Raw genomic sequence first — 13,773 nt, forward strand, 5'->3', positions numbered from 1 at the left:
GGTAAGTTAAAGTTTGTAATTAATTTGGGTTGCGTAATATTTGTCTAGAGTATATTTCAAAATACTATTTTTACTATCAATGAAAGCTCTTTTGGGTGAATCAACTTATGAAAGGACAAATTATGAAACGAAAACGTATAGTGAGTTTAATTTTAGTTCTCACAATGGTACTTACAACGGTTTTGAGCAATATAACTGTTTTCGCAGATGAGGAAACAGTAGATGATTATGACAGGCTTCGAGAGAAATGGCAGTATCTGGCCAAGGGTGGTGATTATAATCCTGAAGATCCCAACATGCAGGGGTTACTTCGGTCGATAAACGATGTGGCTCAGGATTTGCTTGATAGGATGAACCAAAGCCCAACACCTGGATGGGGAAGCAACGATTACCTTTGGGCAGAATATATCCTTGGGAAGCGCAGTGATGCATATGCTGATTCGAATAATACCCAGTTTACAATCAGAAGCCTGAAGTTTATGGCATTAGCATATCAAACCAAAGGTTGTGATTTGTACCAGAATGAAAAACTAAAAAATGAGATACTTCGCGGACTTGATTATATTTATAAAAATCATTATAAGATAGGTGTAGACTCTAACCCATATGGAAATTGGTTTACCTGGGAAATCGGGGGCCCGATTTATCTTCTTGAAACAGTATTGCTTATGAGTGATTATATGCCAGCAGATCAAATTCAGGCATATGCGGCAACGGCGCTCAAAGCTACAACCAAAACCGGCGGCGATTCCTATATGTACGTTGGGGCTAATGCTTTATGGAGAGACCGCGTCCGAATGTATGCGGGTATTCTTCTGAAAGATGGAGAAACTCTAAATTATGTAAAGAATGATGTCCCAACTTATATGGGATATGTCACCAGTGGCGATGGATACTATGCAGATGGTACTTTTATGCAACATGGAACTGTCGTGTATAATGGGGGTTATGGGAAAGAAGCATTTTCTGATATCAGTCATTTCATTTATATGCTTGATGGTTCTCCATGGGAAATTAAGGGTACCGAAAGAGATAATATGCCTACAATTGTAGAAAAAAGCTATGTCCCTTTCATGTATAAGGGTATCTTTATGGATATGGTAAGAGGACGTGAAATCACCCGTACGGATACTACTGATGCTTATGCAGGCATAACAATCAGCCTTGACGTCTTACTGTTTTCTGAATCCCTACCGGAGCAAGAAGGCAGAAGATTTAAGGGAATGATTAAGGAATGGATGAATAATGAAAATGCAATACTCACTCTGAACGAAGGTGCGGGAGTTGCGTGGTATCTGTTCCCTGTATATAACCTCTCAAAGACGCTGGAAATTATTAATGATGATTCAATCACACCCGTTTCAAACGTTGAGAAAAGTTATACGTTCGGCAAGGGTGTCAGAACTGTTCACACGAACGATAAGTTCACCTTTGGTCTTTCGATGTACAGCAAGGATATCAAAACATATGAGGTGGGCGACAGCAATCAAAAGGGTTGGTACACAGGGCTTGGGCAGACGTATGTTTATACACCTGATATTGGGCAGTTTACGCTTCAAAAGCCAACGCTTAATTGGTATCGTCTCTCCGGAGTAACTGCTGTAAATGGTATTACAGTTGGCAGCCATACCAACGCAAGTGCGTTTGCAGGAAGCACAACCTTAAAGAGTTTATACAGTACTGCTGGACTGGAGATTTCAAGCGGCAGTACGCAAGTCAGTGCAAAAAAATCCTGGTTTATGTTCGATGATGAGATTGTAGCACTGGGAACTGATATTTCCTCTAACCATAATAATAAAGTCGAAACAACCATAGACAACCATTACATAACAAAGGATAATGATTTCATTGTTGATGGGGAAAAGCAGTCCAATGAGCTTGGATGGAACAGCAGCTTTGATGATGTAACATGGGCATTAATCGAAGGAAACGTTAAGGGATCCAATATTGGTGTTTATTTTCCTAATAAAGCCAGAATTGGCGCAGTCCGCGAAACCCGTACCGGAAAATGGACTGATTTAGGTTCCTATAATGTTGATGAAACGATTCAAACAGCTAATTACCTTACCACGTGGATTGATCACGGCGCAAAACCTGTAGATGATGGCTATGCCTATGTTCTGCTGCCTGGTACCAACGCGGCTCAGGTCGAAAATTATGCAGACTCCAGCGATATTTATATCGTCCGGCAAGACACGAATGTACATGCTGTATATGAGAAAACGCTGCATACCCTGGGTGCGAATTTCTGGAAAAATGAATATGAGTCCATTGATGCAATGGGAGTAGAAAATTATTTATCAGTGGATAAAGCATCCTCTATCATGATCAAAGAAGATGATGACAAACTGAGTTTCGCTCTTACCGATACTACACAAAGAAATACTGACTCAATTATGGTTGAGATTAACAGGGAGGCTGCGGGGGTTATTTCAAAAGATAACCGCATTAAAGTCATTCAAACTTCACCCTCCATCAGGCTTCAGATCGATGTCGATAAGTCTGTAGGAAATCCAATTGAAGCAGAGTTTTCTTTTAAAGCACTGGATTTGCCTGGAGAAACAGCCATTACAGGAATGTTTTTAAGTGACGATACACTGAGCGTCAATTTTAAAGAAGCAATGCGTGCATCGGGATACAAACTTGTCTACGGGACTGTAAGTGGTGAGTATACTGACTCACTTGTTACTTCAGGGACAACTGCTGAAATCAGAGGATTAAACGCGAATACAACTTATTACTTTGCCGTGCAAGCCATCAATGATTCAGGAGAAGGCGAGCTCTCGGCAGAACGCTCCTATGTAATTGGAAATACAAGAACCTTAATCGACGAGTTTGCGGATTTCTCCAAGACGGTCAGCTATTCAGGAGGCTGGGCCACTGACTCTTCCAATGCAGGTACTTATTATAATGGGGATGACACACGTATCAAGAGAAATGACGCTGATAAAACGAATCCAAGGCGTGCGGAATATATCACGTACTATGCTCCTTCACCGGTAGATTTTGAACTTACCACATATGATTACGGAGTAAGTGCAAGCGATAATACAATTCTTGAAATTTATGGTTCTCCAGATAATGAGAATTGGACACTAATTCCTGCGACAGCAACAGGGCCAGCGGTAACCAAGGATAAGTGGAGCAAGCTTGTGTATACCAATGCAGGAGATTTGGATCATTCCATAAAGTTTATTAAGATTGTTGTCTCGAACAATACCAAAATTTGGGCGCCGCAGCTTTCAAAACTAGTAATCAATTATGCATGGGCTTCCGATCGTGTGGTAATGGATACCATGCTGGATGATTCCAGAGCATATGAGATCAATGGGGATGCTGCGTATATGCTGGGTGACGGGGTTAAATTCGGCGGTGATAAAGATATTCTCATCAAGAGCGGTTCTGATGATGCAACCCTGCTTTACAGTTATACCAATATACAGGATGCAAAACTTACCGCTTATATTTCAAAGGAAAACGCAGGGAATGTTTCCTTTCAGTCTTCGGCAGATGGATCTGATTTTAAGAATATTTCCAGCAACCAAGTGAATGTGGCTGGTGATTATGGGGACTACAATAAAGTAGTATACAACATTCCAAATCTGGACGTAGGAACGAATTATTTATTGCTGACAGTAAGCGGTGAAGCTGATTCTATTGCTCTATCGGATATTAAACTGTCATATGTCCATGAAATTGCCCCCATTCAGAAGATACGTTTTAGAGATCATCAGCTTGAAGCGGTACTGAACTACACATTATTACCAGCAGTAAAACTGGCACCGATGAATGCCACTGGTGAAATAAGCTACACAATTTCGAATAAGAATATTGCTTCAGTGAATACCTTAACAGGTGCCTTACAGGCGCAGGATCTTGGAACGGCAGTTCTGAAAGCTACGGTCCTTGGAACGGAAAAAGACATTAGTGAAAGTATCAATGTTCGTACTTCACAAAATGTTGCACTAAAAGCAGGTACGACAGCAAGCTCTGAAAGATCCGGATATGCGCCGAGTAAAGCGGTCGACGGAGATTATCTTTCACGCTGGGAATCCAATGCAGGCGCAACTCAGTGGCTGCAGATAGACTTTGGTTCTCCCAAGGAGTTTAATGTCATTGAGCTTAACTGGCAGCAGTATGCAACAAATTATGTGGTTCAGGGTTCTCAGAATGGCAGCGTATGGGAAACGCTTTATACTGAAACAAAGGGAAAAGGCGGTAATGTATGGGTAGAGCTTGATAGTGCAAAGAAATATCGCTTTATCAAATTAAGCGGAACACAGGCACCGGCTGCCTACTCACTATATGAGCTTCGCGTACTATCCTTTAAATCCCAAAGCATTGTACTTGGAAATCTTGCAATTGGCAAAACAGCCACTACAAGTGGAAATGACACCACCAATAGTAATCCGCTTGCAGCGATTGACGGCAGTACTTCAACCCGCTGGGCTTCAGCAAGAGCAGAAGGTCAGTGGTATACCATTGACCTGGGAACGAGATGTAATATCTATCAGATCAATTTGATGTGGGAAGCATCTTATGGCAAGGAATATGATATACAGGTGTATGATGATGAGGCGAATATTACTACTGCAGTAATGGAAAGATCAGGTGCAGAAGGCTGGAAGAAGTATGTGCTGAATGAGCCAGTACAAGGTCGTTATGTACGAATGAAAGGAATTTTGCGAGGCAACACCAAATATGGATATTCCATATATGAATTTGAGGTAATGGGAAATCTGGTCGAAACAGATGTGAATTCGATTCAGTTTGCATCAGAGAAACTATCTGTTTTAAGAGGCAACAAGAAAACAGCGTCTGTCATTACAGATCCCCCCTACTTAAATGATGGGAGCATCATCTTTGAAAGTTCAAACCCAGAAATAGCAACCGTATCCGATAAAGGGATCATTACGGGAATCTCGACGGGTACGACGGTTATTACGGCACGTTCTGCCATCCATGAAGAGGTCAGTGACAGTTGTGAGGTAACCGTAACGGATTATAATGGAGCGCCAATACCTGTTTCCAATCTTGAGGTGCAAGGAAATGCATCAATTTTAGAAAAAGGGACAACTGCCCAGCTTGATGCTTCAATTGCTCCAGATAATGCATCAATAAAAAACATTCGCTGGACCTCAAGTGACGAAAGTGTGTTGCTGGTAACCAACGAAGGCTTAATTAAAGCAATTGGAGTAGGATCTGCGGTTGTAAAAGGGACCAGTGTTGCCAACCCACATTTCTTATATGAAAGAGAAATCCGTGTTGTTGATGCAGAAGCAGAAACCGTAAAAGCGCTGATTCATGGAATTGGCATTGTCACCCTGGACAGCAAGGAAGATATTGATACTGCAAGAGCAGCTTTTGACGCACTGACCGACGAACAGAAGGCACTCGTTGATAACTACGCTGATCTGGAAGCAGCAGAAGCACGCTATGAAGCGTTGGTTGAGGCAATCCAAACTGTCCGGGAACTGATTGACGCAATCGGCATCGTTACCTTGTATAGCAAGGATGATATTGATGCTGCAAGGGCAGCGTATAATGCACTGACAGAGGAACAAAAGGCACTCGTTGACAACGATGAAGTGCTGGAAGCGGCAGAAGTAGAATATGAAGCGCTATTATTGGCTCAGACGGTCGAAACCGTAAAGGAATTAATCAATTCAATCGGTGAGGTTACTTTGAGCAGCAAGACAGATATTAATGTTGCAAGGGCAGCGTATAACGCGCTGACAGAGGAACAGAAGGCACTCGTTGATAACTACGCTGATTTGGAAGCGGCAGAAGCACGTTATCAGGAGCTGGAAGCCTCAGAGAAGGTAAGCAGTATTAAACTTGACAAGGCAACAATGGCCTTGAAGGTAGGTGCCCACGGTCAGCTGATAGCAGAAATCACACCAGCCACTGCTGTAAACAAGGATGTAACCTGGTCAAGCAGCAATACCAGTATCGCTACTGTGGACAGTACCGGTTTGGTCACTGCGAAGGCAACCGGAACAGCCAACATAACGGCAACTACTTTAGACGGAGGAAAAACAGCAACCTGTTTGGTAACAGTCAGCAAGAGAAGCGGCTCTACGAAACCGACTACACCAGTAACACAAACACCAACAGAAAATGTCTCAGATGTCGTTCCTGTATCTGAGACCGTAATGAACAGTACCGGTAAGGCATCAACTGCCATTGATGAAAACGCATTGACCAAAGCACTGACAACTGCAGATAAGGCTAAAATAAATGTACCGAAGGCTGAGGGGGCCAGCGCATATGAAATAGTGGTGCCTGCAACTGTTTTGATGTCTGATGCAGCAAAGAAAATCGATATAGCAACTGAGCTTGGTAGGGTATCCGTTCCTGGAAACATGCTTGATACAGCAAATGCAGCAGGGGCGAACAATGTAGGACTTACCATAGCCAAAACAGATAGAGACATGTTTGGTTCGGCGGTAAGGTCACAAATTGGTGAGAGACCGGCAATAGCTCTCAATGTCAGTATCAACGGCAAAGAAACAACCTGGAGCAATCCGCAGGCGCCTGTGACGGTAGGAATTCCTTATACACCCACAGCAGGCGAACTTGCTAATCCCGAGCATATTGTCATATGGTATGTAGATGAAGAGGGAAAGGCAGTACCGGTTCCGACAGGTAAATATGATTCTGAAACTGGTACTGTAACATTTACAACAACACACTCCGGCAATTATGCAGTGGCATATGTTGTGAAGAGTTTTGGAGACATTGGTGGATATCCTTGGTCAAGCAAGGAAATAGAAGTAATGGCAGCGAAAGGTGTTATTAACGGTACTTCTGAAACAACCTTTCATCCTTCCGCCGATATTAAGCGGGCAGACTTCATGGTCATGCTTGTAAAGGCACTGGGATTAACTGCAAAACCACAAGGCAACTTTTCAGATGTAAGTCCGAGCGCATATTATGCAGAAGCGTTGGCAACAGCAAGAGCTCTTGGAATTACAACAGGAGTCGGTAACAATAAATTCGATCCAAATGCCAAGATCTCAAGGGAAGACATGATGGTACTTTCAGCAAGAGCGATGAATATGGCAGGGAGATCTTTAGGAACTGCTTCTGATGCAGAGATGAAAGGATATTCTGATTCTTCACAAATAAGCGGTTACGCATTAAAAGATGTTGCTGCTTTAATTGAAGCAGGAGTTATAAAAGGAAGCGGCAATTCCATAAACCCGAAAAAAACGGCAACAAGGGCTGAAACTGCTGTGATTATTTATAACTTATATAATCGGTAGTTACATGTATGCGGGGTTTCCTTATATTTTGGAAACCCCGTTTTTTCGTTTACAGCAAAAAACGAAATCAAGCCAGGAAAAAACACATGACTAATTCGCTGTAATAATAGAAGCAATTTGCTGCACGATTCACCATCAATAATCTTCTGAATACATCAGGAATCTCTGAAATAGCACATAATCACATAAAAATACATGCTTAATACCTCAAATTTCAATAAATACTAAATATATTGAAAAAAAGTGTGGAAAACGGGTTGACAGAGATAGGTATATTTGGTAGTATAACTAAGCGCCTCACAGACAGGACAAGAACCTGCTGAAGGGGCAGCCCTCAAAAGACGGACAGTCGAGCTTCGAAAGGAGCCGAAAAAAAGTTAAAAAAGAGGGTTGACAAAGAAGCGTAGATGCGATATGATATAAAAGTTCGCTAAACGCGGATGCTTCGAAAGAAGCGATGAACCTTGACAACTCCATAGTGCAGAAATTTAGTCAAAGAGATCTTAGCTGATCTCGGAAAACTAAAGTACAAATACAATCAGCAATGATTGGTAAGACAAATTCAAACTTGTTTGAAGGAGTCAACGTACAATTCTTTGAAAAAAAACAATAATTCTGAGATTCGTATGCCATATGAAAATATGCAAATGAAAATTAGAACAAAGCGAAACGCAAACGCGTTTTACTGAGCAAGATTTAACTGCTTGAGTAATCAAGTATTAAATACCATTTATTAAGAGTTTGATCCTGGCTCAGGATGAACGCTGGCGGCGTGCCTAACACATGCAAGTCGAGCGGTATATACTTAAATGAAACTTCGGTCGAGTGAGAGTATAGAGAGCGGCGGACGGGTGAGTAACGCGTAGGCAACCTGCCCCATACAGAGGGATAGCCTCGGGAAACCGGGATTAAAACCTCATAACGCGAGGGAGTCACATGGCTTCTTCGCCAAAGATTTATCGGTATGGGATGGGCCTGCGTCTGATTAGCTAGTTGGTGGGGTAACGGCCTACCAAGGCAACGATCAGTAGCCGACCTGAGAGGGTAATCGGCCACATTGGAACTGAGACACGGTCCAAACTCCTACGGGAGGCAGCAGTGGGGAATATTGCACAATGGGCGAAAGCCTGATGCAGCAACGCCGCGTGAGCGATGAAGGCCTTTGGGTCGTAAAGCTCTGTCCTTGGGGAAGAATAAATGACGGTACCCTTGGAGGAAGCCCCGGCTAACTACGTGCCAGCAGCCGCGGTAATACGTAGGGGGCAAGCGTTATCCGGAATTATTGGGCGTAAAGAGTGCGTAGGTGGTTTTGTAAGCGCGGGGTGAAAGGCAATGGCTCAACCATTGTAAGCCTTGCGAACTGCAAGACTTGAGTGCAGGAGAGGAAAGTGGAATTCCTAGTGTAGCGGTGAAATGCGTAGATATTAGGAGGAACACCAGTGGCGAAGGCGACTTTCTGGACTGTAACTGACACTGAGGCACGAAAGCGTGGGGAGCAAACAGGATTAGATACCCTGGTAGTCCACGCCGTAAACGATGAGCACTAGGTGTCGGGGCCGCAAGGTTTCGGTGCCGCAGTTAACGCATTAAGTGCTCCGCCTGGGGAGTACGCACGCAAGTGTGAAACTCAAAGGAATTGACGGGGACCCGCACAAGCAGCGGAGCATGTGGTTTAATTCGAAGCAACGCGAAGAACCTTACCAGGACTTGACATCCCTCTGACAGTCCCTTAACCGGGATCTCTCTTCGGAGCAGAGGAGACAGGTGGTGCATGGTTGTCGTCAGCTCGTGTCGTGAGATGTTGGGTTAAGTCCCGCAACGAGCGCAACCCTTGTCATTAGTTGCCAGCAGTTCGGCTGGGCACTCTAGTGAGACTGCCGGGGATAACTCGGAGGAAGGTGGGGATGACGTCAAATCATCATGCCCTTATGTTCTGGGCTACACACGTGCTACAATGGCTGGTACAAAGAGAAGCGAGACGGTGACGTGGAGCAAATCTCAAAAACCAGTCCCAGTTCGGATTGTAGGCTGCAACTCGCCTACATGAAGTCGGAGTTGCTAGTAATCGCGAATCAGAATGTCGCGGTGAATGCGTTCCCGGGTCTTGTACACACCGCCCGTCACACCATGGAAGTTGGGGGCGCCCGAAGTCGGTCAGTTAATAGGCTGCCTAAGGCGAAATCAATGACTGGGGTGAAGTCGTAACAAGGTAGCCGTATCGGAAGGTGCGGCTGGATCACCTCCTTTCTAAGGAGACTTAAATTTCTGCACTATGAGTTTAATAAATTGGCGTGTATGCGCCGGAAGAATTTCGCAGAGCAAGGCGCAGCGAGTGAGTGCGATGGGCACGTATTAATATACGTAAGCAAGCACGAAGGAACCTGCAACGAAGCAATGCGGAATTTTAACAAGCATGGGGAATTAGCTCAGCTGGGAGAGCACCTGCCTTGCACGCAGGGGGTCAAGAGTTCGATCCTCTTATTCTCCACCATGAATCTTTTTAGAAGATTCTTTTTTAACGGGGAAAAAGCCGCTGATGCTGTAGATTCCCAAAACAACACAGAACTCCAATGATCTTCACAGGGGATCAGGAAGAGCAATGTACCTTGAAAACTGAACAATGCAAAATATATTTCGAATTAACAACGAAATCGAGGTTGTGTAGAAATACACAGCAAAAGTTAAAAACTAAGTAAAGTCTTTTCTAGATCTTAACGGATCGAAAGAGACTGTAAAGGGTTTTAACTACAATTTCAATAATTTGAACCGAGAAACCAGAAAAATTACTGAGTTAATTAACAAAGTAAACCAACGCTGTCTAACGCAGACAGCAAATCACTTTTGGTCAAGTGAATAAGAGCATAAGGTGAATGCCTTGGCACTAGGAGCCGAAGAAGGACGTGGCAAGCTGCGATAAGCTGCGGGCAGGAGCAAACATCCGTCAATCCGCAGATTTCCGAATGAGGAAACTCACTTGTGGTAATGCGCAAGTACCCTGTACTGAATTCATAGGTACAGAGGAGGTAACCCGGGGAACTGAAACATCTAAGTACCCGGAGGAAGAGAAAGAAACATCGATTCCCTAAGTAGCGGCGAGCGAACGGGGAAGAGCCCAAACCGGATTTATCCGGGGTTGTGGACCACTCATAACGTGAAGCGTTCATAGTCGAAGCGAACTGGAAAGTTCGGCCGTAGAGGGTAAAAGCCCCGTAGGCGAAATGGACTAATCATAGAGTGGCACCAGAGTACCACCAGGCACGTGAAACCTGGTGGGAAGCAGGGGGGCCCACCCCCCAAGGCTAAATACTACCTAGTGACCGATAGAGAATAGTACCGTGAGGGAAAGGTGAAAAGAACCCCGGGAGGGGAGTGAAATAGAACCTGAAACCTTATGCTTACAAGCAAAGGGAGCGCAAGTGACCTTGTACTTTTTGTAGAACGGGCCAACGAGTTATGGTATGTAGCAAGGTTAAGGTGCTGGAGCACCGGAGCCGAAGCGAAAGCGAGTCTGAATAGGGCGTCAAGTTGCATGCTGTAGACCCGAAACCGGGTGACCTATCCATGTGCAGGTTGAAGTATCCGTAAAAGGATATGGAGGACCGAACTCATGTCTGTTGAAAAAGGCTGGGATGACGTGTGGATAGCGGTGAAATTCCAATCGAACCCGGATATAGCTGGTTCTCCTCGAAATAGCTTTAGGGCTAGCCTCAGTCAAAGATACTCGGAGGTAGAGCACTGAATGTTCTAGGGGCCTTCACCGGTTACCGAAAACTATCAAACTCCGAATGCCGAGATATTGTTTACTGGGAGTCAGACTGTGTGAGATAAGTTTCATAGTCGAAAGGGAAACAGCCCAGACCAACAGCTAAGGTCCCAAAATGTAAGTTAAGTGGAAAAGGATGTGGAGCTGCATAGACAACTAGGATGTTGGCTTAGAAGCAGCCACTCATTTAAAGAGTGCGTAATAGCTCACTAGTCGAGTGGCTCTGCGCCGAAGATAAACGGGGCTAAAACTTACTACCGAAGCTTTGGAATGATTCTAACGAATCATTGGTAGAGGAGCATCGTATGCGGGTAGAAGCTGTATCGTAAGGTATGGTGGACTGCATACGAGAGAGAATGTTGGCATGAGTAGCGTAAGGCAGGTGAGAATCCTGCCCACCGAAAATCTAAGGTTTCCTGAGGAAGGTTCGTCCACTCAGGGTAAGTCGGGACCTAAGCCGAGGACGAAGGTCGTAGGCGATGGACAACTGGTTGAGATTCCAGTACCACCGAAAATCGTTTGAGCGATGTGGGGACACAGAAGGATAAGCTGAGCGCGCCGTTGGTTGAGCGCGTCTAAGCGTCAAGGGAGATCTGGTAGGCAAATCCGCCGGATCAATTCTGAGGCGTTATGGGAGGAAATTAAAGTACCGAAGCAGCTGATTTCACACTGTCGAGAAAAGCCGCTAGCGAGATCGTAGGTGCCCGTACCGCAAACCGACACAGGTAGATGAGGAGAGAATCCTAAGGTGAGCGAGAGAACTATTGTTAAGGAACTCGGCAAAATAACCCCGTAACTTCGGAGAAGGGTGCCAGCGCAAGCTGGCCGCAGTGAAAAGGCCCAGGCGACTGTTTACCAAAACACAGGTCTCTGCTAAAGCGAAAGCTGATGTATAGGGGCTGACGCCTGCCCGGTGCTGGAAGGTTAAGGGACTGCTTAGAGCAATCGAAGGCATGAACTTAAGCCCCAGTAAACGGCGGCCGTAACTATAACGGTCCTAAGGTAGCGAAATTCCTTGTCGGGTAAGTTCCGACCCGCACGAAAGGCGTAACGATCTGGGCACTGTCTCAACAATAGACTCGGTGAAATTGTAGTACCGGTAAAGATGCCGGTTACCCGCAGAGGACGGAAAGACCCCGTGGAGCTTTACTGTAGCTTGATATTGGATTTCGGCGTTGCATGTACAGGATAGGTGGGAGACTATGAAACCAGGACGCCAGTTTTGGTGGAGTCACCGTTGGGATACCACTCTTGTAACGTTGAAATTCTAACTGTGCGCTGTTATCCAGCGTCAGGACAGTGTCAGGTGGGCAGTTTGACTGGGGCGGTCGCCTCCTAAAGAGTAACGGAGGCGCCCAAAGGTTCCCTCAGCGCGGTCGGAAATCGCGCGAAGAGTGTAAAGGCAGAAGGGAGCTTGACTGCGAGACATACAGGTCGAGCAGGGACGAAAGTCGGGCTTAGTGATCCGGTGGTTCCGAGTGGAAGGGCCATCGCTCAACGGATAAAAGCTACCCGGGGATAACAGGCTTATACCCCCAAGAGTCCACATCGACGGGGTGTTTGGCACCTCGATGTCGGCTCGTCTCATCCTGGGGCTGAAGTAGGTCCCAAGGGTTGGGCTGTTCGCCCATTAAAGAGGTACGCGAGCTGGGTTCAGAACGTCGTGAGACAGTTCGGTCCCTATCCGCTGTGGGCGTTGGAAATTTGAGTGGAGCTGTCCTTAGTACGAGAGGACCGGGATGGACATACCTCTGGTGCACCAGTTGTTCTGCCAAGAGCACGGCTGGGTAGCTATGTATGGACGGGATAAGCGCTGAAAGCATCTAAGTGCGAAGCCCCCCACAAGAATAGATTTCCTCCAGAAATGGTAAGACCCGTGAGAGACTATCACGTTGATAGGTCGGAGGTGTAAGTGCAGCAATGCATTCAGCTGACCGATACTAATAGGTCGAACGCTTGACCATTGATTTCAAGGTAAAATATTTTGACATTGTTCGGTTTTGAGGGTACATGATACCTTCAATATCCGGTGACTATAGCGAAGAGGTCACACCTGTTCCCATCTCGAACACAGTAGTTAAGCTCTTCAGCGCTGATGATACTTGGCGGGCAGCTGCCTGGGAAAGTAGGACGTCGCCGGTTGTATTAAAAAATACACTCCGATTTGGGGTGTATTTTTTAATTTATTCAGAGACATTTTATTATTTCAGTCGAAGCTGCCCGCCAATGGGCGGAGCAGGTGCCTGTTTTACGTGGCTTTAGCCGCAGTGTAAAACAGGACAGCGAACGAAAGAACGGAAAAAACGACGTGGGAGTTTCCGTTCATGAGTCGGAGTGGAGAACGGAGTTCGACACGTTGCCTGGGAAAGTAGGACGTCGCCGGTTTTTAGAAAAAAGACATTCCATTCGGAGTGTCTTTTTTCTATGTCTTGAGATTCAACATACTACTTTCCTAAGTAACTTGCTGACCGCCAAGTGGCGGGGCAGGTGCGTATTTTACGCAGCTTTAGCTGCAGTGTAAAACAGGACAGCGAACGAAAGAACGGAAAAAACGACGTGGGAGTTTCCGTTCATGAGTCGGAGTGGAGAACGGAGTTCGACACGTTGCCTGGGAAAGTAGGACGTTGCCGGTTTTGCAAAAAAAGAAGTTACTTAGGTAGCTTCTTTTTTTAATGCAAAACGGGACAGCATGCGAGCGAAGCGAGTCGGAGAGAGGCACGTAGTGCTGAACGTTGCCGGTTT

At 45.4% G+C, this 13,773-nt stretch carries 1 protein-coding gene, 1 tRNA gene and 3 rRNA genes; all 5 read left to right on the plus strand.

All coding sequences use genetic code 11. From position 1 onward, the window contains the following. The first annotated feature begins 107 nt into the window (after nt 1–107). The 5 genes from FRZ06_20455 to rrf all read left to right on the plus strand — a co-directional run bounded on the left by FRZ06_20455 (nt 108) and on the right by rrf (nt 13,173). Nucleotides 108–7,268 (plus strand): hypothetical protein, encoded by a 7,161-nt coding sequence (locus FRZ06_20455; GenBank protein ID QOX65559.1) that lies wholly within the window; start codon nt 108–110, stop codon nt 7,266–7,268. A gap of 730 nt (nt 7,269–7,998) precedes the next feature. After that, nucleotides 7,999–9,522: ribosomal RNA gene (locus FRZ06_20460) — 16S ribosomal RNA — on the plus strand. 161 nt (nt 9,523–9,683) lie between these two features. Next, nucleotides 9,684–9,759, plus strand: a tRNA-Ala gene (locus FRZ06_20465). Nucleotides 9,760–10,108: 349 nt separating this feature from the next. Then, nucleotides 10,109–12,996 (plus strand): 23S ribosomal RNA (locus tag FRZ06_20470). Nucleotides 12,997–13,056: 60 nt separating this feature from the next. Further along, nucleotides 13,057–13,173 (plus strand): 5S ribosomal RNA (rrf, locus tag FRZ06_20475). The 16S, 23S and 5S rRNA genes sit together here with 1 tRNA gene alongside, the layout of an rRNA operon. Nucleotides 13,174–13,773: the final 600 nt, after the last annotated feature.

The organism is Clostridiales bacterium (assembly GCA_015243575.1).
Classification (GTDB): domain Bacteria; phylum Bacillota; class Clostridia; order Peptostreptococcales; family Anaerovoracaceae; genus Anoxybacterium; species Anoxybacterium hadale.